Genomic DNA, 24,763 nt, shown 5'->3' on the forward strand with positions numbered 1-24,763 from the left:
AGTTTCAGCAATAAAAAGAAAATCGCCTACAACTTTTTGATTTGCAGGCGATTAAAGGATTACTCTTGTACTCGAAGCGGGACTTGAACCCGCACAGCCGCAATGGCCAAGGGATTTTAAGTCCCTCGTGTCTACCGATTCCACCATTCGAGCATCCTCGACGAGAGAGAGCGGAAAACGAGACTCGAACTCGCGACCCTAACCTTGGCAAGGTTATGCTCTACCAACTGAGCTATTTCCGCGTTTTGTTTGACGGGTGCAAAGATAAGGAGTTTTATAATATCTACCAAATTTTGCACCCGTTTTTTTTATTTAAGAACGTAATATTCCTTCTATCTCTGCTAATTCGTCATTTAAAAATGCCAAATTCTCCAAAGCATGAAGGTTATCATTCAATTGTTTGACCGAACTTGCACCAACAATAACCGAAGTCATACGCTCATCTCTCAGTACCCATGCCAATGCCATTTCCGCCAAAGTCTGCCCGCGACGGACAGCAATTTCATTCAGGCGGGCAGCTTTCCTCACTTTATCAGCCGTTACTTGGTCGGCTTTCAAGAAGCCGGTGGCACGAGCGGCACGAGAATTTTCAGGAATACCATGCAAATATTTGTCTGTCAACAACCCTTGCGCCAACGGAGAGAAAGCAATGAAACCGGATCCATATTGTGCTGCCAATGCCAAAGACTCTGCCTCGACAGCCCGATCGAACATACTATAACGATACTGGCTTATCAAACAAGGAGTGCCGGCAGCCTTCATCATTTCATAAGCCACCCTCGCCTTTTCAGGCGGATATTTTGAGATTCCGATATACAGCGTTTTTCCTTGCTTTACCATATCAATCAATGCCTGAACGGTTTCTTCCACCGGAGTAACCCCATCATAACGGTGACTATAAAAGATATCAAAATATTCCAAACCCGTGCGACGGAGACTCTGTTCTATACTTGCCATCAGATTTTTGCGTGAGCTGTTGCCGCCGTAAGGTCCCGCCCACATTTCATGTCCTGCCTTAGAGGAGATTATCATCTCATCACGATAGCCCCGAAAGTTCTCTTTCAGAATCTTACCAAAATTTGTTTCCGCACTACCGGGAACCGGACCATAGTTATTTGCCAAATCGAAATGAGTAACTCCATTGTCAAAAGCATACTTTATCATATCGGAAGCTATCCCGAAATCGTCTACACTGCCAAAATTATGCCACAATCCCAACGAGATGCGTGGCAAAAGCAGACCACTATTTCCACAGTTCTTATACTGCATTCTGTCATAGCGTTCCACTGAAGGTTGATATTCCATGTCTTTATTATTTATCTGTCCAACAGAGATTTTTCTGCCTGTTCCATGGCAGAGAAGTTAAATCCGTCGACCACCTTTTCCATCAACAGGATAATCTTGTCGTTACATAGATTGCCGATGCTTCCTTCGTGAGTGTGATGCACTTGCTTGTTGTGGGTGAACTTACCGGCTTCGATATCCAGTCCCACTTTCTTATAAGCATCGCGGAACGGCATTCCTTCGGCAGCCAAACGATTCACCTCTTCCACACTAAAGATGTACAAGTAACGGTCATCATCCAAGATATGTTCGTTCACCTTTATTTTATCCATAATATAAGTAGTCATCTGCAAACAGTCCTTCAACTCTTGGAACGCGGGCAGGAACACTTCTTTGATAATCTGCAAATCACGGAAATAGCCGGAAGGGAGATTATTCATAATCATCATAATCTGTTGCGGAAGCGCTTGAATCTTATTACATTTGGCACGCGTCAGTTCAAACACATCCGGGTTCTTTTTGTGCGGCATGATACTGGAACCGGTCGTACATTCATCGGGCAGCTTCACAAAACCGAAATTCTGACTACTAAACATACAGGCATCAAAAGCCAGTTTGGAAACTGTTCCGGCAATAGAAGCAAGAGCAAAAGCCACATTGCGCTCCATCTTGCCACGCCCCATCTGTGCATAGACCACATTATAATTCATCGAATCAAATCCCAGCAAACGGGTAGTCATTTCTCTGTTTAAAGGAAAAGAGGAACCATATCCGGCTGCCGAGCCCAACGGATTGCGGTTGCACATCTTAAAGGCTGCCTGCAAAAGCATCATATCATCCACCAAACTTTCGGCATAGGCTCCAAACCACAAACCGAATGAAGAAGGCATTGCTATCTGCAAATGGGTATATCCCGGCATCAAGACATCTTTATATCTATTACTTTGGGAAATCAGTACATGAAACAATTGTTCCACCGCTTCGGCCACCTCTTTGAGTTGGGTACGAGTGAACAGTTTCAAGTCTACCAGCACCTGGTCGTTGCGCGAACGTCCGCTATGAATCTTCTTACCCACATCACCCAACTTGCGAGTCAGCATCAGCTCCACTTGCGAATGTACATCTTCTATGCCATCTTCTATAACAAATTCACCCTTTTCGGCAGAAACATAAATATTCTTCATCTCGGCCAGCAGAGCCTGCAACTCCCCGGCAGTCAACAAACCGATACTCTCCAGCATCGTGATATGGGCCATAGAACCCAAGACATCATGTTTTGCCAAATAAAGGTCCATCTCACGGTCACGTCCTACGGTAAAACGGTCAATCTCATCATTTACCCGGACACTCTTTTCCCATAGTTTCTGAGCCATATTCTTTCTATATTAATAAGGTATCATTGATAACATATCAGCCAACTTCTCCACCCCTTCCTGCAAAGGTTTCGCTACCATTGCTTTCATAAACATATTCACTTCGGCGCGGATGGTCACTTTCATTTTAGCCTCATTTTCATTTACCGGTAAAATCTGTATCCACAGATTTAAAGGAATCGGAGATTTGTCTCCTTCAAACTTGATACATTTGCAAGGTTCACGTTCTATAATGCGCAAAGTGACATTCATTCCTTGTACGGTAAGTGTCAGCGAGTCACGGTCAAATGTCATATCCTGAATCTTATCGCCAATTTTTTCACGCATTTCATCCATTCTCTCACGTATCGCTGCCAAATTATTCAAATCGGACAACTTATCATATACACGCTCCTGACTATACGGAACATGCTTCACATTACTTTCATACTGAGCCATATCTCGACATTTATAAACAAAAAGAGAACGGTCCGAAGAAATAATTCTTCGAACAGTTCTCTCTTAAATATATTTTAATCTTAAATAATAAATTACTTTCCTGCATCCCAATGAGCCGGGTCTTTTCTCCATGCATCCAAAACCGGAACATCTTCTTCATTGATATATCCTGTCTTCAATGCAGCTTCCAAAACGGCTTCATAATTTGTCAAAGTCACCAAATTTACTTTTGCTTCCTTAAATGCTTCAATAGCAACGGGGAATCCGTAAGTAAATGCTGCAACCATACCTATTACTTCACAACCGTCACGACGGATAGCCTCAACAGCCTTCAAGCTGCTGCCACCGGTAGAAATAAGATCCTCGATAACTACGACTTTCATACCCGGACGAAGTTCACCTTCAATCAGGTTCTCCAAACCATGGTCTTTGGGGGTAGAACGAACATACACAAACGGAAGGTTCAGTTCATCTGCTACCAAAGCTCCTTGAGGGATAGCCCCTGTAGCAACACCGGCAATAGCATCTACTTGGCCGAATTTCTCCAGCACGATACGGCTAATCTCAAGTTTTACAAAATTACGAAGAGAAGGATACGAAAGAGTCTTGCGGTTATCACAATAGAAAGGCGACTTCCAACCGGAGGCCCAAGTAAAAGGATTAGCCGGCTGCAATTTTATAGCCTTAATCTTCAGTAATTTCTCTGCGAATAATTTTTCTAAAGTCTTCATAACTTAACTACATCTGATAAATATGTTGCAAAAATATAGAAATACATCGAGATAAAGAAAAAAGGAACAAGGTATTTTTCAAAAAAATAAAAGGAGGAGATGTAGCGGTTTTAATTGGCTGATTTCATTTCTTTGCTCCAATAGCCAACCGATGCAATAAATTACCCCTGACCGGCCAATGCAAGGGTAAGTACACTGATACGAATATCGGCAACATCTTTCAGCGCATCGGAACAAGACACGATGGTAGCACCGGTGGTAAGCACGTCGTCTATCAGTAAAACATGCTTGCCCTGCAATATCGCCGGAGTGTTACAAACAAAAATGTCACAAACATTTTCCCACCGTTCATAAAGCCCCTTATGCGTTTGAGTTTCTGTATACTTACACCTTTCCATTACATCCGAAAGTACCGGGATGGAAGTCACGCTTCCTACTCCTTTGGCGAGCCATTCACTTTGATTATAACCGCGCAAGCGCTCCTTTTTACGGTGAAGTGGAACCGGAAGAATATAATCTATGCCTTCAAAGAAACCGGAAGGCAATAGCTCAGCCGCCATATATCTCCCCAAGAACCCTCCTATCTCTTTATTTCCATAATATTTTAGTTCATACAACAACTGCCTGACAACACTTCCTTTAGCATAATATAAAAAAGAAGCAGCACGTTCCACCGGGAACTTCCCCCAAAAGTTACGTTCCACCTCATTATTTCTTTGTAAGTGCAGATTCGTATGCGGCAAAGTCGCCAAACAGCGGAAACACAAAAAGTGTTCATGCTTCATCAAACGTTCATCGCAAATGATACAACATTCGGGGAAAAACAAGTCCCATAAATCAGCCCAAATACTCCACATCGGCATCAACCTGTTTCACACAACGAAGGATCTCTTCCATTTCAAAGCCCCGGCCAATAGCAAAACGAATCAACTTGCCATTGCGCTCATAGTCCGTATTTGCTTTGACGCTTCTCTTTTTCTGCTCGATAAGCCCCGAAAGAATGGATAAATATTCGCTCTCATCAATTGCTTCCAAACCTAGACTTATCATATTTGCCGGTATTTTCTTCAAGCGTAAAGCCTGCACTATTTTCATCCGTCCCCATTGATTAAACCGATACTTATCGCGCACAAAAGCTGCACAATAGCGCTGTTGGTCGATATATTTTTCTTTTATCAAGTGTTCAATCACTCTTTCTTTTATGCCATTATCCGCCCCCCATTGTTCAAGTTTTGCCTCTACTTCGGACACGCACCGTTCCACAGACGAGCAATAGGCTTCCGCCTTATTGCGAACTTCGTTTTCGCTACATTCTTTCTTCATCTTATTGCTTTTATCATCCGGTCATTGCCGGATAAATCTTTTCTTAATTCTACATGGTGATACCCCAACCTTTCAAGCATACCTACCGTAGCAGCACCATAATCCCGATTGATTTCAAAATAAAGCCTGCCTCCCGACACCAACATTTCAAGTCCCAGTTCAGCTATTTTTGTATAAAATAACAATGGCTGTTCATCGGGGACAAACAAGGCGACAGAAGGCTCCCACTCTAAAACATTGGCCTCCATAGCAGCCTTTTCTTTTTCTGTAATATAAGGTGGATTACTGACAATGATATCAAACTGCTCTTCCGAAGAAGAGGTTTGCAAGACATCCTTTCGTTCCAGCCTCACCTTTACATCGTTTCGTCTGCAATTACGCCGCGCAACCTCCAGAGCTCCATCAGAAATATCCCATGAAGCAATATCGGCATGTAGCAAAAACTTAGCGAGAGTAATCGGTATACATCCGCTTCCTGTGCCAATATCAAGCACCCGAAGCCCGCCCTCCTTATTATCTTTCAGAATCCACTCAACCAATTCTTCTGTTTCGGGACGAGGTATCAGCACATTTTCATCAACCTCAAATGAAAGCCCGTAAAACATTTCCATACCGATAATATATTGAACCGGTTCGTGTTTTTGCAAACGAATCAGAATATCATCCAATTGTTTCTGCTCATATTCCGAAAAACTTCTATCTTTGCCCCCATACAGTTCAATCACAGTGAATCCGAATACTTGCGTCAACAACAATTTTGCCAAAGACGCAGCCTCGGAGTCGGGATAATAATCTGCCAGAGCTTGCTTTATATAATATGTAATAGGATTCATTGATTGTTTAATTATATGCAAAAGTAGAAATTTAAACCGTATGGTTATGACAAAAGACGAAAAATATATATCCAGATGCCTACAACTGGCACGCAATGGTTTGTGCACTACCGCCCCCAACCCCATGGTCGGAGCTGTAATTGTGCGCAAAGATACTATTATAGGTGAAGGTTACCACATCCGGTGCGGAGAATCCCATGCTGAAGTAAACGCCATCCGTTCGGTAAAAGACGAAAGTCTTTTAAAGGAATCAACCCTTTATGTGAGCCTCGAGCCTTGCTCTCATTACGGGAAAACACCGCCTTGCGCCGACCTTATTATAGAGAAAGGCATTCCCAAAGTCGTTGTAGGATGTATGGACCCCTTCTCTTTAGTTGCCGGACGAGGTATCGATAAATTGCGCCAAGCCGGAATAGAAGTGACAGTCGGAGTTTTAGAAGAAGAATGCCGCCGGCTCATCAAGCATTTTATTATTTTCAATACGCAAAGACGTCCTTATATCACCCTGAAATGGGCAGAGTCTGCAGATGGTTTTATCGACATCAACCGTACAGAAGGAAAGCCGATAGTTTTGTCAAGCCCCCTCACCGGCATGGTCGTACATAAAAAAAGAGCCGAACATGATGCTATTTTGGTAGGACGCCGGACAGCCCTGCTGGACAATCCTTCTCTGACTACCCGCAACTGGTATGGCAAGAATCCCGTCCGTCTGGTAATAGACAAGGATTTAACCCTTCCCTCCCATCTCTCATTGTTCAATGAAGAAGCTCCGACTTACATATTCACACAAAAAGAGCCTCTCCACTCCGATGCCGGATTCGTATGCCTGAACTTCGGGTGCGACATCCTGCCACAAATAATGGAGTTTCTATACGAAAAAAAGCTCCAGTCCCTACTGGTTGAAGGAGGAAGTATGCTGCTTCAATCCTTCATCGACTCGGATTTATGGGACGAAGCTTATATAGAGCAATCCCCCATCTTTCTAAAAGAGGGAGTTGCAGCTCCCACTATTCAAAAAAAATATTTTAAAGAGAGCGAAAGATACTTTGGAAGAGATTTTCTTCATGCCTGCTACCCACAGGCTCATAGACAAAATACGTCTGATTAGCAGATAAGAAGCGGAGGTTTATCTATAAATTAATATAAAACTTGTTCCAAAACTTCTATATAGAAAAAAATCTTCCTACTTTTGCGACTTGTAACAAAAAGACTCATTTGCAAATGAAAATAAAGTTTTTGACAGTTATCACAGGGCTGCTTATGGCCGCTTTTATGATTACATCATGTTTGAACGATGACGACAACGAAGTGACTTTAAGCTCGGAATCCAGTATTACTGCTTTTTCGATTAAAGATAACATAGAGACTAAATACACCGCCAAAGTTAACGGGAAAGACACGACACTGACAGCTACCGTGAAAGGTTCTGATTATCCCTTTATCATTGACCAGGTAGAAAGACGTATCTATAATGCGGACTCGCTTCCGGTGGGTACGAATGTCAGCAAGGTAGTAGTGGAAATCACTGCAGACACACCTTATATTCTTATTGTAGCCGATAAGGATTCTCTATGGACATCCACAGACTCCTTAAATTTTGAAAATCCTGTCAAGTTTAAGGTAATGGCGCAAAGCATGGAATATGGTGCGGTCTATACAGCCGAAATCAATGTCCATAAACAGGAGCCAGATTCATTGGTATGGTCTAATTTAAGCAGCGACTTCAACGGTAGTGCCATCCAGGCACAAAAAGCCGTTTATTTCAATGATAAGATTTATGTATTTGCCCGTCAGGACGAGGGAAAGGTTGCCGTGACAACAACAAGCATTACCGACGGACATAGTTGGAGTGCCTTGCAACCGTTGTCATTGGAGAAAGCCGACTATTCCACTGCCATGACATGGGGAGATCATTTATACATTATTGCAGAAAATCAATTGTACCAGTCGGAAAACGGTACGGATTGGAGCAAAATAGAATCAGCGCCCAAATTGAAGATGCTGGTATCAAATATTTATTCCCAGAATAATCCGGAAGAGAACAACAAACTGATAGCAATCAATACTGATAATGTATTCGTTGAAAGCCATAACGGAACAGAATGGACAGAACAGGAAAGTGTTCCTTACGGTTTTCCTGAAACCAGCTTGTCATTTGTTTCCTATCCTCTGAATACCAATAGTTCTATAGACCGCATGTTGGTTTTGGGAGAAAATCCGATTGCTACCGATACGACTTCAGTGGTATGGGCCCAGTTAAGCACAGAAAACACATGGGGTAACTATCCACCGGAAAAAGACAATTTGGACTTCTGTCCCAAATTGGAAAATATAGCCATGATACATTATAATAATCAATTATATGCATTTGGCGGACCCGGTAAGAAAAACGGTTCCAACCTTGCACCTTTCAGTGCATTTTATGAATCGGTAAACAATGGCATCACTTGGCAACAAGTGAAAAGATATGTATTCTTCCCTGAAGAATTTAGCAATTTATACAAGCAAGCCGATGGCAATTATTCTTATGTTATTGACAAGAATAACTATTTATGGATAATGTGGAGTAAATCCGGTCAGGTATGGCGAGGCAGAATCAATAAATTAGGCTTTAAGAAAAGTATATAAAACCAGAACACGACATGCTATATAGAGAGCAAATAGACAAGAGCCGTGTACCGGCCCACGTAGCCATCATCATGGATGGTAACGGAAGATGGGCTAAGCAACGTGGACAAATACGAAGCTTCGGCCACCAAGCCGGTGCCGAAACTGTGCACATCATTGCCGAAGAAGCGGCACGCTTGGGAGTCAAATACCTGACGCTATACACCTTCTCTACTGAAAACTGGAATCGCCCCGTCGATGAAGTAGCTGCGCTGATGAGCCTTCTCATGGACTCTATCGAAGAGGAAATCTTTATGAAGAACAATATCAGCTTCCGCATCATCGGTGACACCCAGAAACTACCGGCAGAGGTTTTGGAGCGACTAAACCAATGCATCGAGCGAACTTCCATAAATACCGGAATGTGCTTGATTCTGGCTTTGAGCTATTCTTCCAAATGGGAGCTGACCGAAGCCGTGAAACAAATAGCCACAAAAGTGCAAGACGGCAAACTGGCTATTGAAAACATTGACGACAAAGTAATAAGTGCAAACCTGAGCACCCACTTCATGCCCGACCCGGACTTATTGATCCGTACCGGAGGTGAAATTCGTCTTAGCAATTACCTGCTATGGCAATGCGCTTATTCCGAATTATACTTTTGCGATACTTTTTGGCCGGATTTCCGCGAAGAAGAGTTTTGCAAAGCCATTTATGATTATCAACAGAGAGAACGCCGTTTCGGCAAAACCAGTGAACAAATATAAAGTTATATAAAATGCTATATCGTATTTCACTCATACTATTAACGCTTACATGCCTGTTTTGTTTCTCAGTCAGTAGCTATGCTCAAGAAGCAAATATTCAAGAAAACAACAATCCGGTGATACTTTACTCTGGAACTCCCAAGAAATATGAAATCGGCGGAATCAAAGTCGAAGGGGTAAAGAACTATGAAGACTATGTACTGATAGGACTTTCAGGACTGTCGGTAGGACAAGTAATTACCGTCCCGGGTGACGACATCACTTCAGCAGTAAAGCGTTATTGGAGACATGGCTTATTCTCTGACGTACAAATATTGGCTGAAAAGATTGTAGACAATAAAATTTATCTGAAGATACTTTTAACACAACGTCCGCGTATTGCCGATATCCGCTACCACGGTGTGAAGAAGAGCGAAAGAGAAGACCTTGAAGCCAAATTGGGTTTGGTAAAAGGTAGCCAGATTACCCCTAACCTGATTGACCGTGCTAAAATCCTTATCAAAAAACACTTTGACGAGAAAGGATTCAAGAATGCCGAAGTGACAATTATCGAACGTGATCTTGCCGACAACAAAGAACAGGTGGATGTAGATGTGATGATTGACAAGAAAGAAAAAGTAAAAGTACACCAAATCACCATTGACGGAAATACTGTTCTGACCGACAAAAAGTTGAAGCGAGTAATGAAGAAGACAAACGAAAAGAATAAGCTCGTTAATATTTTCCGTTCAAAGAAATTCATTGAAGAGAAATACGAAGAAGACAAACAACTTATTATTGATAAGTATAACGAGTTGGGTTATCGTGATGCCCAAATCGTAGTAGACAGCGTGACTCCTTATGATGACCGTACCGTAGATGTATATATGCGCATCGAAGAAGGTGACAAATATTATCTGCGAAATGTTACATGGGTAGGTAATACCGTCTTCCCGGCTGATATGTTGGATGAACAATTCCGCATGAAGAGAGGAGATGTATACAACCAAAAACTTATGAATGAACGTTTGAGTGGAGATGAAGATGCTATTGGTAACAACTACTACAACCGCGGTTATGTGTTTTATAACCTTGACCCGGTAGAAGTGAATATTGACGGGGACTCTATCGACCTCGAAATGCGTATTCAGGAAGGTCCGCAAGCAAGTATCAACAAGGTGCGTATCAATGGTAACGACCGTTTGTACGAAAACGTAGTGCGCCGTGAATTAAGAACACGCCCGGGTGATTTGTTCAGCAAAGAAGCTTTGGAACGTTCTTATCGTGAAATTGCCCAAATGGGACACTTCAACCCTGAAAATATTCAGCCGGATGTTCAACCGGATATGACTAACGGAACGGTTGATATCAACTGGAACTTGGAATCGAAAGCCAATGACCAGGTAGAATTCTCTGCCGGATGGGGACAAACCGGTGTTATCGGTAAATTAAGTTTGAAGTTCACGAACTTCTCTATGGCCAACTTGTTCAATAAGAGTGACAATTACCGTGGATTCCTGCCTCAAGGTGACGGACAGACATTAACCATCAGTGGACAAACCAATGGTAGCTACTATCAGTCATACAGTGTATCGTTCTTCGATCCGTGGTTTGGAGGTAAACGTCCTAATTCATTCTCAGTTTCAGCGTTCTACTCTATCCAGACAGATATCAGTAGCAACTATTATAACTCCGCTTACATGGATAATTACTATAATTACCTGTATGGTATGAATAATTATTATGGAGGAAGCTATGGTAATAACTATGAGTCATTCTATGACCCGGATAAGTCCATCCAAATGTATGGAGCTTCTATCGGTTGGGGTAAACGTTTAAGATGGCCGGATGACTATTTCACATTGACAGCAGAATTATCCTATCAGCGTTTCATCTTGAAAGACTGGAGCTACTTGTACATCAAGCTGAACAATGGAGAATATATGTCTACAGGTAACTGTAACAACCTGAGTCTGGGATTCACCTTGGCACGTAACTCTACGGATAACCCGATATTCCCGCGTCGCGGTTCTGAATTCTCGGCATCAGTACAACTGACTCCGCCGTATTCATTGTTCAGCAACAAGGATTATTCCACTTACGGAAAAGACGACTATGATGAAGCTGCAAGTATGTTTAACTGGATTGAATACCATAAATGGAAGTTCAAAGCCAAAACCTATACAGCATTGACAGGTGCCTCAAAATGTCCGGTGATCATGACACGTGCAGAGTTCGGTCTGTTGGGTCACTATAACAAATACAAGAAGTCTCCGTTTGAAACATTCTATATGGGTGGTGACGGTATGACCGGATACAGTACAAGCTACGCTTCAGAAACCATAGCATTGCGTGGTTATGAAAACGGTGCATTGACACCTTATGGTAGCGAGGGGTATGCTTATGTACGCTTAGGTGCCGAGTTGAGATATCCGTTGATGCTGGAGAACTCAACAAGTATCTATGCATTAGGATTTGTTGAAGGCGGTAATGCTTGGACGGAAGTCGGCAAATTCAACCCGTTCAGTTTGAAGCGTTCAGCCGGTGTCGGTGTCCGTATCTTCTTACCGATGATTGGTATGATGGGTATCGACTGGGCATACGGTTTCGATAAGATTAACGGTAGCAGCCAATATGGTGGCAGCCAGTTCCACTTCATCTTAGGACAAGAGTTTTAATAACCCATAAAACAAAGTGATTATGAAAAAGGCTATTCTATTATCTCTATTATTTGTGGCTTGTGCATTCACAGCCAGCGCGCAAAAGTTTGCTTTGATTGATATGGAGTATATTCTGAAAAATATCCCTGCATACGAACAGGCAAATAACCAATTGAATCAGGCTTCCCAACAATATCAGGCCGAAATAGAAGCTAAAGCCAAAGAAGCCGAAGCACTGTATAAGGATTATCAGAAAACAGCCTCTTCATTGTCTGCCGCACAGAAATCTCAGAAAGAAGAAGCGATTATTGCTAAAGAAAAAGAAGCGGCAGAACTGAGAAAGAAATACTTTGGTCCGGAAGGAGAAATGGCTAAAAAGCAACAAGCGCTGATTAACCCTATTCAGGACAAAATATATGAAGCAGTGAAGCAGATAGCCCAGCAAAACGGATACGATGCGGTAGTCGACCGTTCATCTGCTCAAAGTATTATTTTTGCGTCTCCGCGTATTGATATCAGCAATGAAGTGCTCTCAAAACTAGGATATTCAAATTAATTTCATACATTTGCATCCGATAATCAAATTTGCAATAACTAATAAAAAATAGAACTATGTTGAAGAAAATTGCTTTATTACTTTTACTTATCGCTCCAATGAGCGTATTTGCACAGAAATTCGGTCATGTTAAATTTGCAGAGATTCTCACTGTTATGCCGGAATACACCAAGGCTCAGACTGATATTCAGGCTCAGCAAAAACAATATGAAGATGAAATGAAACGTGCTTCAGATGAATTGACTAAGAAATTCACTGAGTACCAACAAGAACAGGCTAACTTGCCTAAGAATATCCAGGAAAGACGCCAGAAAGAATTGCAGGAACTGAACGAAAAAGGTATGCAGTTTCAGGCAGACGCTCAACAGCAGTTGCAGAAAGCATACGCCGAAATGATGGAACCTATCTATAAGAAGATAGATGATGCCATCAAAGCAGTCGGACAAGAAGGCGGATATGTTTATATCTTTGACCTGAACAGAACTGATATTCCTTTTGTAAACGAGTCATTGTCTACAGACGTTACTCCGGCAGTTAAAGGTAAATTAGGACTTAAATAATTCAGATAACCCCTTCGGGCGCGGATTACACAGATTTCACGGACTTATTTATAACCGTGTTAATCCGTGTAATCCGTGCCTTTTTATAGACCATTGTCATGAATCAACCATCTTCTTCCCTTTCAACCGGTGCTATCGGTGTTTTTGATTCCGGTTATGGCGGACTGACTATTCTGGATAAAATCCGGGAATTCATGCCCGAATATGATTATATCTATTTAGGAGATAATGCACGTACCCCTTATGGCACGCGCTCATTCGAAGTGGTCTATGAATTTACCCTTCAAGCTGTAAACAAACTCTTTGCATTGGGTTGCCCACTGGTTATATTGGCTTGTAACACTGCGTCAGCCAAAGCACTCCGCACCATCCAACAGATGAACTTACCCCAATCAAATGACCCTACCCGCCGCGTACTCGGAGTGATACGCCCTACTGCCGAATGCATAGGAACCATCACCTATACACGGCATATCGGCATACTTGCCACCGCCGGTACCATCAAATCCCAATCCTATCCGCTGGAAGTACATAAACTATTTCCCGATATCAAAGTGACAGGTTTGGCATGTCCCATGTGGGTGCCATTGGTTGAGAATAATGAATTCCGGTCTCCCGGTGCAGATTATTTTGTGAAACAATATATCGACCGCCTGCTGGAAGCAGACCCGAAAATCGATACTATTGTCCTGGGATGCACCCATTACCCGTTACTCATAGATAAAATCAAGCAGTTCACTCCTTCTCATATACAAATCATAGCGCAAGGAGAGTATGTGGCACACAGTTTGCGCGATTATCTAGACCGACACACGGAGATGGATGCCCGTTGCACCAAGAGCAACAGCTGCCGTTTTCTGACGACCGAAAGTCCGGGTAAGTTTGAAGAATCCGCTTCCATCTTTCTACGTCAGGAGAATATAAAAGTAGAAAGTATTACTTTGGAATAACCTTTTGCTCCCCCTGTCTGTTATAGCATCATTACCTATTTATGAAAAGATTATGTATGCCAATAAAGTAAAAAAAATAGCTGCCGTACACGATTTGTCCGGTGCAGGGCGTGTCTCGCTGACCGTCGTCATTCCCATTCTCTCCTCCATGGGCTTTCAAGTGTGTCCGCTTCCCACAGCAGTATTATCCAGTCACACTCAGTTTCCTCATTTCTCTTTCCTCGACCTGACGGACGAAATGCCTAAGATTATTGCCGAATGGAAAAAGCTGGAAGTACAGTTTGATGCCATTTATACTGGCTATCTGGGCTCACCCAGACAAATCCAAATCGTATCGGGATTTATCAATGACTTCCGCCGACCGGACAGTCTCGTCGTTATTGATCCCGTGTTGGGTGACAATGGCAAATTATATACCAACTTCGACAAAGAGATGATTATCGAAATGCGCCACCTTATCACTCAAGCCGATGTCATTACCCCCAATCTAACCGAACTGTTCTATCTGCTGGACAAACCCTACAAAGCCGAGAACTCGGACGAAGAACTCAAAGCCTACCTGCACGAACTTTCGGACAAAGGTCCTGAAACCGTCATCATTACCAGTATTCCGGTACAAGGCGACCCACGAAAGACTTCAGTATACGCCTATAACCGTTCGAGCAACCGCTATTGGAAAGTAACCTGCCCCTACCTGCCTGCCCACTATCCGGGTACAGGAGATACATTTACAAGCGTCATTACCGGTTCTTTAATGCAAGGCGACAGTCTGCCCATTGCCTTGGATCGTGCCACACAATTTATTCTGCAAGGCATCCGTGCCACATTCGGCTACGAATATGACAATCGGGAAGGTATCTTATTGGAAAAGGTGCTTCATAATCTGGATATGCCCATCCAAATCAGCAGTTACGAACTAATTTAACCGGAAATAAGGAGAAAAGAGAATCACAACAAACGACGGCTGAGGTAACGCACAGGATACCAGACTGAAAGGAAGCCTACCACCAATACCGTAAGGAACACCAGCACAATGTCCCAGGCATGTACACTGACCGGATAGGCATCCACCACAAAGTTTCCGGCTGCTCCTGAGCCGCCTCCCAACGCAATCAAGCCAAACTCCTGTTGGATAAAGCACAAAACCAATCCCAATCCGACCCCGATGATTGCTCCGAAGAAGGAAATCATACGCCCTTCAAGCAAAAATATCCGCGTTATCAGTTTATCATTTGCTCCCAAATTACGCAATGTCACCACATCTGCCCGCTTATCAATAATAAGCATGGAAAGGGAACCTATCACATTAAAACACGCAATCATCAGAATAAAAGTCAGAAACAGATAAGAGATGAGTTTCTCTATCTCCATAATACGAAATGTATCCACCTGTTGCTCATATCGGTCCTGTACCCGAAAACCATCGCCCAAAATCGCCTGTATCTTCTTCTTGACGCTACCAATATTGACATCAGACTTTAATTTCAGTTCAACAGAACTCACCTCCGTATCATATTGAAACAGCTTACGGGCAAATTGCAACGAAGTCAGAATATATGAAGCATCATATTTTTGCTGATTCACAGCAAACACCAGCCCGCTGGAGAACAAATTGGCCGAGTTGAAGCTGGCTGCCGGGTTAGCCATGTTGACCTTTGCTCCCCGCTTGGGAGCATAAATTTCCAACGGATCCAGAAAACGAATTCCAGTACCAAGTATCGAAACCAACTCAATGCCCGGAATGGCATAATCCGCCACTTCATCATGGAGCAACAATTCCCCTCGCCCAAACAAGATACTGTCTATGGGAGTCAGACGGTCAAAATTATCCTCTACCCCTTTTATTACCGCCATAGTCTGTCTGCCCTTATACTGAACCATCGCATTTTCCTCCAACGATTCGGAAAAGACGGCTACCTCAGGCAACTTCTTCAACTCCAGAATACGTTCATCCTGCCCGTCAAAAACCTTTCCGGTGGTTGCCGTAATCTTCAATTCCGGGTCAAAGGCAGTGAAAAAGGTAGCTACTACATCCTGAAATCCATTAAAGACGGACAATGTACATACCATTGCCAATGTAGCCAAAGCTACTCCACAAACCGAAATAGCTGATATGACATTAATGGCATTATGCGATTTCTTAGAGAAAAGGTAGCGCTTCGCTATATAAAAGGGGAAATTCACCGTTGGTTATTTTTTCAACAGTTCATCAATACGTTCGACATAATCCAGCGAATCATCCACAAAGAACTTCAGTTCGGGAATGATACGTAACTGATGACGTACGCGCGTACCCAGTTCAAAGCGAATAGACTTCATATTATCATTGATGTTCTTTACTATTTCCTGACTCTTCTCCGAAGGGAACACGCTGAGGTAAACACGCGCTATACTCATATCCGGACTGATGCGAACCGCACTTACCGACACCAATACACCGTTCATTGCTTTAGTCTGAAGCAGGAAAATCTCGCTCAATTCTTTTTGAATAAGACGGGAAATCTTATTTTGTCTGGTCGTTTCCATATTACTACTTATTTTTATTTCTTTCTTATTATTGTCAGTCCGTCACGCAAGGGCAGAATCACTTTCTCTACCCTTGAGTCGGTTGCCACCAAATCATTAAATTTCTTGATACCGATAGTTTGAAGGTCGGTATGATGCGGTTCTTCCAACACATGGCCATCCCACAACGTATTGTCCGCTATGATGTAACCACCCGGCGAAAGCATCTTCAATACCAGCTCATAATATTCGATATACTTACGCTTGTCACCGTCTACAAACGCCAGATCAAACGTAATGTTCATATCCGGCAACAACTGTAATGCATCACCGATATAAAATTTTATTTTGTCAGCGTAAGGCGAGCCCTCCAACCACGGACGAGTAAAATCCTCTTGTTCGTCATTAATCTCAAAGGTATGCAGCATGGCTCCTTCTTCGAGACCTTCGGCCAAACATAATGCAGAATAACCACTGTAAGTACCTATTTCGAGTACCTGACGAGGGCGTATCATCCGCACAAACATTTTAAGCATACGCCCCTGCAAATGTCCCGAAGCCATGCGGGGACGCAATAACTTGACGTGCGTATCACGATAAAGAGCCTTCAGATAATCACTTTCTTCATCAATATGCTGAAGGATATATTCGTCAATAGCATCTGTTTCTTTCATGCCTACCGATATTATAAATAACGGTTACGGTTGGGAAGCACATAATCCATCGCATACTTCAGCACATCTCCCACCACATTGATTTCGAGGAATGAAGTCTGCGTTCCCTGCTTACCGCTACTCAGGTATGCCACCATATCGCTCTCGCACAACACACCATCGTCCAGCAATTTGCGCAAAGCAGCAAAATAGTAAGCTTGTCCGTTTGCTTTTTCAGGCATATAAATGGCTTCTACACCATATGACAAAGCCAAATGACGCATGGTCTTTTCTTTATAACAGATAGCCAATACCGGATACTTTCCGCGGAAAGCTGCAATATTACGCGCTGTACGTCCACTGAAACTATCGGTAATAATAGCACGAATCTTCAATTTGCTGGTTGCCTTTACCGCCTGTTTTGCAAGAAATGCAGTCACATCATTAGAAGACTCGTCCAAAGGAATTCGGATATCATTTTCCGACAATTTATCTTTCTCTGCCTGAGCTGCCACTTTGGTCATAGTCTTTACCGCTTCCACCGGATATTTTCCATATGCAGTTTCACCACTCAGCATCAAAGCATCCGTCCGATAATAAATAGCATTGGCAATATCAGTAACCTCCGCACGGGTAGGACGCGGATTATTAATCATGGTATGCAACATCTGGGTAGCCACGATTACCGGTTTCTTAGCTAAAATACACTTACGGATTAACATACGCTGAATGCCCGGAATACGTTCTTGCGGAACTTCGATACCCAAATCTCCGCGCGCCACCATCACGCCATCCGCCACTTCCAGAATCTCGTCAATGTTGTCAACACCTTCCTGATTCTCAATCTTGGCAATAATCTTGATATCGCTACCATATGTATCCAATATCTGGCGAATATCCAATACATCCTGCTTGTTTCTGACAAAAGAATGGGCAATATAATCGATATCCTTCTCGATAGCATACAATATATTGTTACGGTCTTTTTCTGTCAGCGAAGGAAGATTGATGCGAACACCCGGAACATTTACACTTTTACGGTTTCCTAAAGTAGCCTCATTCTGCACCTCACAAACCAAATATTCATCGGTTTTATCTACTACACGCAATTCCAAATCACCATCATCAATCAATATATCGCCATCCACCTGGAGGTCATGCACAAAGCCGGGGTAAGATACGGCAATACATTCACGGGTTGTCTCCTGATTAGGATTACCGACAATTTTCACGCGATCACCAATCTTATAAGGAATAGGTTCACCGCCTGTGATAGCAGTTGTACGCACTTCAGGCCCTTTTGTATCCATCAATATAGCAATGCGATTGGAAACCTCACGCACATTTCTAATCAACTTCTCGAAACCTTCACGCGAAGCATGCGCCGTGTTCATACGAACTACATTCATACCTGCCTTAAATAGGTCTCTAATAAATTCAACTTCGCAACGCTCATCTGAGATAGACGCCACGATTTTTGTCTGTTTCAACATCATAATCTTATCACCTTTTATATACGTACCTAAAAATTATTTCTTCATCAACAACGCTTCTATCGCCAACCGATAGGAAACCAGCCCGAACCCGCAAATCACTCCTACACAAGCACACGAAATCATTGATTTATGGCGAAACTCCTCGCGGGCATGCACATTCGAAATATGCACTTCAATCACCGGAGCCGTCACAGCCCGTATAGCATCCTGCAAAGCGATAGAAGTATGGGTATATGCTCCGGCATTCAACACAATACCGTCATAATCAAACCCTACCTCATGAATCTTATTTATCATCTCCCCCTCCACGTTCGACTGATAATACTCAATCTCAATATCGTGATAAGCACGTTTCAAATCTGCCAAATAGTCTTCAAATGAAACAGCCCCATAAATGGAAGGTTCACGTTTGCCTAATAAATTGATATTAGGTCCATTAATAATTTGTATTTTCATATTTAATGCTTTGTCTGAATTTTAATACCTTTGCAGGGAATTTGGGTACAAAGTTAGAAAAAAGAAATGAAAAGAACCGAGAAAACGGACAAGATATTAGCGAAATACAAGCAATATTTAAAGTTGGAGAAATCCCTATCTACCAATACGGTAGAGGCTTATCTCACAGATTTGGACAAACTAATGGCCTATCTGACCCTTGAAAACCTCCATCCATTAGAGGTAACATTAGAGCATTTGGAAACATTTTCGGCCGGATTACGCGACATAGGCATTCACCCCCGTTCACAAGCACGTATCCTGTCGGGCATCCGGTCTTTTTATCACTTTCTCGTGCTCGAAGATTATCTCGAGACCGACCCGACCGAGCTGCTTGAGTCTCCGCAAATAGGATTCAAACTGCCCGAAGTGCTCACCGTGGAAGAGATAGACCGTCTCATAGAGAGTATAGACAGAAGCACCAAAGAAGGACAACGAAACCGAGCCATCCTCGAGACACTCTACAGTTGCGGGCTTCGCGTATCCGAACTCTGCAACCTGAAGTTATCCGACCTGTACTTAAATGAAAACTTCATCAAAGTGGAAGGGAAAGGGAGCAAACAACGCCTGGTTCCCATCTCGCCACGAGCTGTAAAAGAAATTAATCTATATTTCCCCGACCGCAACCAAATGAAGATTAAACCCGGCTTCGAGGATTTTCTATTCATCAGCAACTTTGGAAAAAACATCTCGCGCATCATGGTTTTCCACATTATTAAAGAATTATCCGAGCGCATCGGCCTGAAAAAGACCATCAGTCCCCATACCTTCCGCCATTCCTTTGCCACACACCTACTTGAAGGAGGAGCGAATTTACGTGCCATTCAATGTATGTTGGGACACGAAAGTATCGGGACTACAGAAATTTATACACACATTGACCGCAATATGCTACGCAGTGAAATCATTGAGCATCATCCCCGTAACATCAAATTCAGAGAGGAACATAAATAAAGTGTTCATTGCTATATCCTTTTTTAAGATATTTTGAAAAAAAAGGTCCGCTTAAAGTTAGCATATAATAGAGTTTTTTCTATCTTTGCACCCAAAGATGCATACAAAAACGCGACTTTGCACAGAAATTACATTACAAACGTTAAATAATTAAAGTAACTATGATTAAAAAGTTGTATTTGCCCCTTGTGGCTTTATTGGTCCTTGCCCTGTCATCATGCGGCAAGATGGGAGAATTGTCTTCTGACTATTTCACAACTAACCCTGAAGTGCTTGAAGCAATCGGTGGTAAAGTGCCTGTAACTATCAACGGTAAGTTCCCCGAAAAGTACATGAAGAAAAAAGCTACTGTTGAAGTAACTCCGGTATTAAGATGGAAAGGTGGCGAAGCTAAAGGTCAGCCTGCTGTATTCCAAGGTGAAAAAGTAGAAGGAAACGGACAGACTATCTCTTATAAAGTAGGTGGTAGCTATACTATGAAAGCTTCTTTCGATTATGTTCCTGAAATGGCTAACTCTGAATTATATCTTGATTTCAAAATCACAAAAGGCAAAAAGACATATACTATTCCTTCTGTGAAAATTGCAGACGGTGTAATCGCTACTTCTGAATTGCCTACTGCTGCCAGCTCAAATGCATCATACGCTAATGACGCTTTCCAGCGCATTATCAAAGACGCTCAGACTGCCAACATCATGTTCTTAATCCAACAAGCTAACTTACGCAACAGCGAATTGAATTCAGACGATATGAAAGAATTCCACAAGAAAGTTGCTGAAATCAATGCTGACACTAAGAACTACAAATTAAACAACATCGAAATCTCTGCATACGCTTCTCCTGATGGTGGTGTTGAATTGAACACCGGCTTGGCTGAAAACCGTGAGAACAACACAGAAAAATATATGCAGCGTCAGTTGAAGAAAGGCAAAATCGATGCCAACCTTGATGCTAAATATACTGCACAAGACTGGGAAGGTTTCCAAGAATTGGTTTCTAAATCAAACTTGCAGGACAAAGACTTGATCTTGCGCGTTCTTTCTATGTATCAGGATCCCGAACAAAGAGAAACTGAAATCAAGAACATCTCTTCAGTTTACAAAACTTTGGCTGACGAAATCCTGCCTCAGTTACGTCGTGCTCGTTTGACTGCCAACTATGACATCATCGGTCGCAGCGATGACGAAATCAACGAAGCGTTCAACACAGATGCTAAAGTATTGAGCGTAGAAGAATTACTGTATGCTGCTACTTTGACTAACGATAATGCTCGCAAAGAAGCTATCTTCACTAAAACAACTCAGTTGTATCCTAACGACTTCCGTGCTTACAACAACTTAGGTGAATTGGCATTTGCTGCCGGTGACGCTGCTAAAGCAGAATCTTACTTCAAACAAGCTGCTTCTAAGAATGCTAACGCTCCTGAAGTAAACGCAAACCTTGGTCTTTGCGAATTGGTTAAAGGTAATGTAGCTGCTGCCGAATCTTACTTAGGCAAAGCAACCGGAGCTAACGCTGCTAACGAAGCTCTTGGTAACCTGTACATCAAACAAGGTCAGTATGACAGAGCTGTAAATGCATTTGGTGATGCTAAGACTAACAGTGCTGCTCAAGCTCAGATTTTGGCTAAAGACTACAACAAGGCAAAAGCAACTTTGTCTGCTATCAAGAATCCTGATGCAATGACTGACTACTTAATGGCTATCGTTGGTGCCCGCACTAACAATGCTTCATTGGTAAGCAGCAGCATTAAGAGTGCAATCGCTAAGGACGCTTCAATGGCTCAGAGAGCTGCAAACGACCGCGAATTCGCTAAATTTGCTGATTCTATCAAATAATCAGACTATTTAAAATAACTAAATAAACAGCCGGGATGTCCCATTTAAAGGATATCCCGGTTTTTTTATGCAAAATAACTTCCATTTATACTGCCTGTTACCTCCAAAATGAGTATTTTCGCAGAAAATAATTTGAGATGAAAAAATTATCTTTTCTTTTCCTTGCGCTTATACTCCTGCTGACCGGTTGCAGCAAGAAGAGCACTTTCACTTTAAAAGGGAATATCAGCAGCTTGTCTTCTGATACCATACTCGTTTTCTACCAGGAGCCTAACTATAAACTGGATACGATTATCGCACAAAACGGAAAGTTCAGTTACACTATCAACTCTGATACTTTCACCATCTTCTCATTGTTACTTAGCGATAAAGAAGTTCTGCCCGTGTTTGCCAACAAAGGAGAAAGCGTAACGTGGAACGGCACTCCCGGAGATATACAAATCAAAGGAAAAGGAGACAACGAAAGAATGGCATATATCCTTCAAGCCATCAAAAAAACAAAAGCAGACAGCCTTATGTTTACGGTAGACCGTCTCATTAAAGAAAACCCTCACTCATTCGCCAATATTTATTTAATAGAACAATATTACGTGCAGGACAGTCTTCCCGACTATTCGCGGATAGATGAACTGATACAGGGGCTAAGCGGAAGCATCAAGGACACGCCTTACATGATAGACCTACAAGCCAAGCTGAAGGAAAAGAAGGAACTGAACCGACAAAGCCTACACACAATATCCTGTACCGATAAAAACGGAAAGACCATTGGTTGGAAAGAGATGAAAGACAAGTACATCCTTCTCGATTTTTGGGCAAGCTGGGACAAAGCGAGCATGGCGGCACAGGATTCACTGGTCAACGTACAGAAGGCATTGAAAAAAGAGAAGTTCCTCATTGTCAGCCTGTCACTGGACTTGGACAAGAAAGAATGGTTGAAGGCCTGCGACAAAGACACCACCCGGTGGAAACAAGTATGTGACTTTAAAGGCTGGGACAACTCCATAGTCAAACAACAAGGCATTACCCGCCTGCCCGCCAACCTCCTGATAGCACCCAATAAACGAGTGGTTGCCAGAGACATCAGAGGAAAAGCATTAATAGATAAAGTAAAACAACTCATAGAGCAAGACAAAGAAAAAGAGAAAGCCGCAAAAGCAGCCGAAAGAGCTCGTAAAAAGAAAAAATAAAAAGAATGCTGGTAAAAGTCTATGGCGCGGCTGTACAAGGAATTGATGCAACCATTGTAACTATTGAAGTCAATAGTTCGCGCGGTATAAAATTCTTTCTTGTCGGTCTGCCGGACTCTGCCGTAAAAGAAAGCCATGAACGTATCATATCCGCCTTACAAGTAAACGGATACAAGTTTCCCACCAGTCAGATCGTCATTAACATGGCTCCGGCCGATATACGCAAAGAAGGCTCCTCATACGACCTGCCTTTGGCCATTGGTATACTGGCTGCCGCAAAAATAGTTTCCGAAGAAAAATTATCACGCTACCTCATCATAGGCGAACTAAGTCTGGACGGAAGTCTGCAACCTATCAAAGGAGCTTTATCCATCGCCATCAGTGCACGCGAACAAGGCTTTGAAGGATTCATCCTTCCCCGGCAGAATGCCCGCGAAGCGGCTGTGGTTAACCACCTGAATGTCTATGGAGTAGCAAATATAAAAGAAGTCATAGAATTCTTCAACGGTGAACGAGAACTGAAACCCACCATAGTCAATACGCGCGAAGAATTTTATAAGAATCAGGAGAATTTCCCATACGACTTTGCAGACGTAAAAGGACAGGAAAGCGTGAAACGCGCACTCGAAGTAGCTGCCGCAGGAGGGCACAACCTGATAATGATTGGCGCACCCGGAAGCGGAAAGTCTATGATGGCCAAACGACTGCCGGGCATTCTTCCTCCTCTTTCGCTGGGCGAGAGTCTGGAAACGACCAAGATACATTCCGTTGCCGGAAAATTGGGAAAAGACTCATCTCTGATAGCCACCCGTCCCTTCAGAAGCCCCCATCACACCATCTCACAGGTTGCAATGGTGGGCGGAGGAGCCAATCCACAACCCGGAGAAATCAGTCTCGCACATCACGGTGTCCTCTTTTTGGATGAGTTACCGGAATTCAACCGCAGTGTGCTCGAAGTGCTCCGGCAACCTTTGGAAGACCGCCACATCTCCATCTCGCGCGCCAAATACAGCCTCGACTATCCGGCAAGCTTTATGCTAGTAGCCTCTATGAACCCCTGCCCCTGTGGATACTACAACCATCCTACCAAGGCATGCGTCTGCAACCCCGGACAGGTACAACGCTACCTGAACCGCATCTCAGGACCGCTGTTAGACCGCATCGACATACAGATAGAGATCGTTCCCGTGCCATTTGAAAAGATATCGGAAAAACAGCAGGCAGAAAGCAGCGCTTCCATCCGTGAAAGAGTAATCTGTGCTAGAAAAATGCAAGAAAAAAGATTTGCCAATCATCCGGGAGTATATTGCAATGCACAAATGGAAAGCCGGTTGCTCCACCTATATGCCGAACCCGATGAACAGGGGCTCAATCTACTGCGCAATGCCATGACACGACTCAACCTGTCGGCTCGTGCCTACGACCGTATCTTAAAAGTGGCAAGAACCATTGCAGATCTCGACCACAGCGAACAAGTAACGTCCATCCATTTGGCAGAAGCCATCAGTTACAGAAATCTAGACAGGGAGAGCTGGGCAGGTTAAGTCTGCCACAGCCCTTTCATAATAGAATAG

At 43.0% G+C, this 24,763-nt stretch carries 24 protein-coding genes and 2 tRNA genes; 12 read left to right on the plus strand and 14 right to left on the minus strand.

Going from position 1 to position 24,763, the window contains the following annotated elements; genetic code table 11:
- Window positions 1-68: 68 nt before the first annotated feature.
- The 9 genes from HMPREF1534_RS03380 to prmC form a co-directional block, all read right to left on the minus strand.
- Window positions 69-153 (minus strand) — tRNA-Leu (locus tag HMPREF1534_RS03380).
- A 16-nt stretch (window positions 154-169) separates the two neighbouring features.
- Window positions 170-242 (minus strand) — tRNA-Gly (locus HMPREF1534_RS03375).
- A 70-nt stretch (window positions 243-312) separates the two neighbouring features.
- A complete protein-coding gene (locus tag HMPREF1534_RS03370) occupies window positions 313-1,305 on the minus strand; it encodes an aldo/keto reductase (protein WP_005943758.1) in 993 nt (330 codons plus the stop codon).
- A gap of 11 nt (window positions 1,306-1,316) precedes the next feature.
- Window positions 1,317-2,657 (minus strand): argininosuccinate lyase, encoded by a 1,341-nt coding sequence (gene argH, locus HMPREF1534_RS03365; RefSeq protein WP_005943761.1) that lies wholly within the window; start codon window positions 2,655-2,657, stop codon window positions 1,317-1,319.
- A 12-nt stretch (window positions 2,658-2,669) separates the two neighbouring features.
- Window positions 2,670-3,095, minus strand: coding sequence for an SRPBCC family protein (locus HMPREF1534_RS03360; RefSeq protein ID WP_005943765.1), 426 nt, complete (start codon window positions 3,093-3,095; stop codon window positions 2,670-2,672).
- Between the two features lie 92 nt (window positions 3,096-3,187).
- Complete coding sequence (gene pyrE, locus HMPREF1534_RS03355; RefSeq protein WP_005943767.1) at window positions 3,188-3,826, minus strand: orotate phosphoribosyltransferase; 639 nt, start codon at window positions 3,824-3,826, stop codon at window positions 3,188-3,190.
- A gap of 161 nt (window positions 3,827-3,987) precedes the next feature.
- Complete coding sequence (locus HMPREF1534_RS03350) at window positions 3,988-4,683, minus strand: ComF family protein (RefSeq protein WP_018452221.1); 696 nt, start codon at window positions 4,681-4,683, stop codon at window positions 3,988-3,990.
- The gene (locus HMPREF1534_RS03345) at window positions 4,664-5,149 is read right to left on the minus strand and encodes a regulatory protein RecX (RefSeq protein ID WP_005943771.1); all 486 of its coding nucleotides are present in this window, start codon (window positions 5,147-5,149) and stop codon (window positions 4,664-4,666) included. Before HMPREF1534_RS03345 ends, HMPREF1534_RS03350 begins: the two co-directional genes overlap by 20 nt.
- The gene (prmC, locus tag HMPREF1534_RS03340; protein WP_005943773.1) at window positions 5,146-5,982 is read right to left on the minus strand and encodes a peptide chain release factor N(5)-glutamine methyltransferase; all 837 of its coding nucleotides are present in this window, start codon (window positions 5,980-5,982) and stop codon (window positions 5,146-5,148) included. The genes HMPREF1534_RS03345 and prmC overlap by 4 nt, the downstream gene beginning before the upstream one ends.
- A gap of 46 nt (window positions 5,983-6,028) precedes the next feature.
- On the opposite strand from prmC, the gene ribD reads away from it, so the two are divergent.
- The 8 genes from ribD (at window position 6,029) to HMPREF1534_RS03300 (ending at window position 14,986) form a co-directional block, all read left to right on the plus strand.
- Window positions 6,029-7,090, plus strand: coding sequence for a bifunctional diaminohydroxyphosphoribosylaminopyrimidine deaminase/5-amino-6-(5-phosphoribosylamino)uracil reductase RibD (gene ribD, locus HMPREF1534_RS03335; RefSeq protein WP_005943775.1), 1,062 nt, complete (start codon window positions 6,029-6,031; stop codon window positions 7,088-7,090).
- Window positions 7,091-7,203: 113 nt separating this feature from the next.
- Window positions 7,204-8,610, plus strand: coding sequence for a DUF6242 domain-containing protein (locus tag HMPREF1534_RS03330; RefSeq protein WP_005943778.1), 1,407 nt, complete (start codon window positions 7,204-7,206; stop codon window positions 8,608-8,610).
- 14 nt (window positions 8,611-8,624) lie between these two features.
- The gene (locus HMPREF1534_RS03325) at window positions 8,625-9,356 is read left to right on the plus strand and encodes an isoprenyl transferase (protein ID WP_005943781.1); all 732 of its coding nucleotides are present in this window, start codon (window positions 8,625-8,627) and stop codon (window positions 9,354-9,356) included.
- An 11-nt stretch (window positions 9,357-9,367) separates the two neighbouring features.
- On the plus strand, window positions 9,368-12,013 hold the full coding sequence (bamA, locus tag HMPREF1534_RS03320; RefSeq protein ID WP_005943784.1) for an outer membrane protein assembly factor BamA: 2,646 nt from the start codon (window positions 9,368-9,370) through the stop codon (window positions 12,011-12,013).
- A 22-nt stretch (window positions 12,014-12,035) separates the two neighbouring features.
- Entirely contained in the window at window positions 12,036-12,551 is a 516-nt protein-coding gene (locus HMPREF1534_RS03315) for an OmpH/Skp family outer membrane protein (RefSeq protein WP_005943787.1), read from the plus strand.
- Between the two features lie 56 nt (window positions 12,552-12,607).
- Window positions 12,608-13,111: an OmpH/Skp family outer membrane protein gene (locus tag HMPREF1534_RS03310; protein WP_005943790.1), complete on the plus strand. Its 504-nt coding sequence runs from the start codon at window positions 12,608-12,610 to the stop codon at window positions 13,109-13,111.
- A gap of 98 nt (window positions 13,112-13,209) precedes the next feature.
- Complete coding sequence (murI, locus tag HMPREF1534_RS03305) at window positions 13,210-14,061, plus strand: glutamate racemase (protein ID WP_018452219.1); 852 nt, start codon at window positions 13,210-13,212, stop codon at window positions 14,059-14,061.
- 52 nt (window positions 14,062-14,113) lie between these two features.
- A complete protein-coding gene (locus HMPREF1534_RS03300) occupies window positions 14,114-14,986 on the plus strand; it encodes a pyridoxamine kinase (protein ID WP_018452218.1) in 873 nt (290 codons plus the stop codon).
- A 23-nt stretch (window positions 14,987-15,009) separates the two neighbouring features.
- Here the strand turns inward: HMPREF1534_RS03300 and HMPREF1534_RS03295 are convergent, their stop codons facing one another.
- The 5 genes from HMPREF1534_RS03295 to aroQ are packed head-to-tail and all read right to left on the minus strand — an operon-like array spanning window position 15,010 to window position 19,171.
- Window positions 15,010-16,245: an FtsX-like permease family protein gene (locus tag HMPREF1534_RS03295; RefSeq protein WP_005943799.1), complete on the minus strand. Its 1,236-nt coding sequence runs from the start codon at window positions 16,243-16,245 to the stop codon at window positions 15,010-15,012.
- Between the two features lie 6 nt (window positions 16,246-16,251).
- Window positions 16,252-16,587, minus strand: a complete 336-nt coding sequence (gene rbfA, locus HMPREF1534_RS03290; protein ID WP_005943802.1) for a 30S ribosome-binding factor RbfA — start codon at window positions 16,585-16,587, stop codon at window positions 16,252-16,254.
- Window positions 16,588-16,601: 14 nt separating this feature from the next.
- Window positions 16,602-17,240, minus strand: coding sequence for an O-methyltransferase (locus HMPREF1534_RS03285; RefSeq protein ID WP_005943805.1), 639 nt, complete (start codon window positions 17,238-17,240; stop codon window positions 16,602-16,604).
- 11 nt (window positions 17,241-17,251) lie between these two features.
- Window positions 17,252-18,715, minus strand: a complete 1,464-nt coding sequence (gene pyk, locus HMPREF1534_RS03280; protein ID WP_005943806.1) for a pyruvate kinase — start codon at window positions 18,713-18,715, stop codon at window positions 17,252-17,254.
- Window positions 18,716-18,748: 33 nt separating this feature from the next.
- On the minus strand, window positions 18,749-19,171 hold the full coding sequence (gene aroQ / locus HMPREF1534_RS03275; protein WP_005943809.1) for a type II 3-dehydroquinate dehydratase: 423 nt from the start codon (window positions 19,169-19,171) through the stop codon (window positions 18,749-18,751).
- Between the two features lie 66 nt (window positions 19,172-19,237).
- Here aroQ and xerD point away from each other — a divergent pair, with 66 nt between their 5' ends.
- From xerD to HMPREF1534_RS03255, 4 genes are all read left to right on the plus strand, one after another.
- Window positions 19,238-20,164: a site-specific tyrosine recombinase XerD gene (gene xerD / locus HMPREF1534_RS03270; RefSeq protein ID WP_005943811.1), complete on the plus strand. Its 927-nt coding sequence runs from the start codon at window positions 19,238-19,240 to the stop codon at window positions 20,162-20,164.
- 161 nt (window positions 20,165-20,325) lie between these two features.
- Window positions 20,326-22,002 (plus strand): tetratricopeptide repeat protein, encoded by a 1,677-nt coding sequence (locus HMPREF1534_RS03265; protein WP_005943813.1) that lies wholly within the window; start codon window positions 20,326-20,328, stop codon window positions 22,000-22,002.
- Between the two features lie 137 nt (window positions 22,003-22,139).
- Window positions 22,140-23,189 carry a DUF4369 domain-containing protein gene (locus HMPREF1534_RS03260; protein WP_005943815.1) on the plus strand — a complete coding sequence of 350 codons (1,050 nt, stop codon included), beginning with the start codon at window positions 22,140-22,142 and terminating at the stop codon, window positions 23,187-23,189.
- Window positions 23,190-23,194: 5 nt separating this feature from the next.
- Window positions 23,195-24,733 carry a YifB family Mg chelatase-like AAA ATPase gene (locus tag HMPREF1534_RS03255; protein WP_005943816.1) on the plus strand — a complete coding sequence of 513 codons (1,539 nt, stop codon included), beginning with the start codon at window positions 23,195-23,197 and terminating at the stop codon, window positions 24,731-24,733.
- Window positions 24,734-24,763 lie beyond the last annotated feature (30 nt).

It is taken from the genome of Phocaeicola massiliensis B84634 = Timone 84634 = DSM 17679 = JCM 13223 (genome assembly GCF_000382445.1).
Classification (GTDB): domain Bacteria; phylum Bacteroidota; class Bacteroidia; order Bacteroidales; family Bacteroidaceae; genus Phocaeicola; species Phocaeicola massiliensis.

Excerpts from the sequence above, each read along its gene's own strand:
- HMPREF1534_RS03370 (WP_005943758.1), bottom strand. The coding sequence starts at position 1,305 with ATGGAATATCAACCTTCAGTGGAACGCTATGACAGAATGCAGTATAAG.
- argH (WP_005943761.1), bottom strand. The coding sequence starts at position 2,657 with ATGGCTCAGAAACTATGGGAAAAGAGTGTCCGGGTAAATGATGAGATT.
- HMPREF1534_RS03360 (WP_005943765.1), bottom strand. The coding sequence starts at position 3,095 with ATGGCTCAGTATGAAAGTAATGTGAAGCATGTTCCGTATAGTCAGGAG.
- pyrE (WP_005943767.1), bottom strand. The coding sequence starts at position 3,826 with ATGAAGACTTTAGAAAAATTATTCGCAGAGAAATTACTGAAGATTAAG.
- HMPREF1534_RS03350 (WP_018452221.1), bottom strand. The coding sequence starts at position 4,683 with ATGTGGAGTATTTGGGCTGATTTATGGGACTTGTTTTTCCCCGAATGT.
- HMPREF1534_RS03345 (WP_005943771.1), bottom strand. The coding sequence starts at position 5,149 with ATGAAGAAAGAATGTAGCGAAAACGAAGTTCGCAATAAGGCGGAAGCC.
- prmC (WP_005943773.1), bottom strand. The coding sequence starts at position 5,982 with ATGAATCCTATTACATATTATATAAAGCAAGCTCTGGCAGATTATTAT.
- ribD (WP_005943775.1), top strand. The coding sequence starts at position 6,029 with ATGACAAAAGACGAAAAATATATATCCAGATGCCTACAACTGGCACGC.
- HMPREF1534_RS03330 (WP_005943778.1), top strand. The coding sequence starts at position 7,204 with ATGAAAATAAAGTTTTTGACAGTTATCACAGGGCTGCTTATGGCCGCT.
- HMPREF1534_RS03325 (WP_005943781.1), top strand. The coding sequence starts at position 8,625 with ATGCTATATAGAGAGCAAATAGACAAGAGCCGTGTACCGGCCCACGTA.
- bamA (WP_005943784.1), top strand. The coding sequence starts at position 9,368 with ATGCTATATCGTATTTCACTCATACTATTAACGCTTACATGCCTGTTT.
- HMPREF1534_RS03315 (WP_005943787.1), top strand. The coding sequence starts at position 12,036 with ATGAAAAAGGCTATTCTATTATCTCTATTATTTGTGGCTTGTGCATTC.
- HMPREF1534_RS03310 (WP_005943790.1), top strand. The coding sequence starts at position 12,608 with ATGTTGAAGAAAATTGCTTTATTACTTTTACTTATCGCTCCAATGAGC.
- murI (WP_018452219.1), top strand. The coding sequence starts at position 13,210 with ATGAATCAACCATCTTCTTCCCTTTCAACCGGTGCTATCGGTGTTTTT.
- HMPREF1534_RS03300 (WP_018452218.1), top strand. The coding sequence starts at position 14,114 with ATGTATGCCAATAAAGTAAAAAAAATAGCTGCCGTACACGATTTGTCC.
- rbfA (WP_005943802.1), bottom strand. The coding sequence starts at position 16,587 with ATGGAAACGACCAGACAAAATAAGATTTCCCGTCTTATTCAAAAAGAA.
- HMPREF1534_RS03285 (WP_005943805.1), bottom strand. The coding sequence starts at position 17,240 with ATGAAAGAAACAGATGCTATTGACGAATATATCCTTCAGCATATTGAT.
- pyk (WP_005943806.1), bottom strand. The coding sequence starts at position 18,715 with ATGATGTTGAAACAGACAAAAATCGTGGCGTCTATCTCAGATGAGCGT.
- aroQ (WP_005943809.1), bottom strand. The coding sequence starts at position 19,171 with ATGAAAATACAAATTATTAATGGACCTAATATCAATTTATTAGGCAAA.
- xerD (WP_005943811.1), top strand. The coding sequence starts at position 19,238 with ATGAAAAGAACCGAGAAAACGGACAAGATATTAGCGAAATACAAGCAA.
- HMPREF1534_RS03265 (WP_005943813.1), top strand. The coding sequence starts at position 20,326 with ATGATTAAAAAGTTGTATTTGCCCCTTGTGGCTTTATTGGTCCTTGCC.
- HMPREF1534_RS03260 (WP_005943815.1), top strand. The coding sequence starts at position 22,140 with ATGAAAAAATTATCTTTTCTTTTCCTTGCGCTTATACTCCTGCTGACC.
- HMPREF1534_RS03255 (WP_005943816.1), top strand. The coding sequence starts at position 23,195 with ATGCTGGTAAAAGTCTATGGCGCGGCTGTACAAGGAATTGATGCAACC.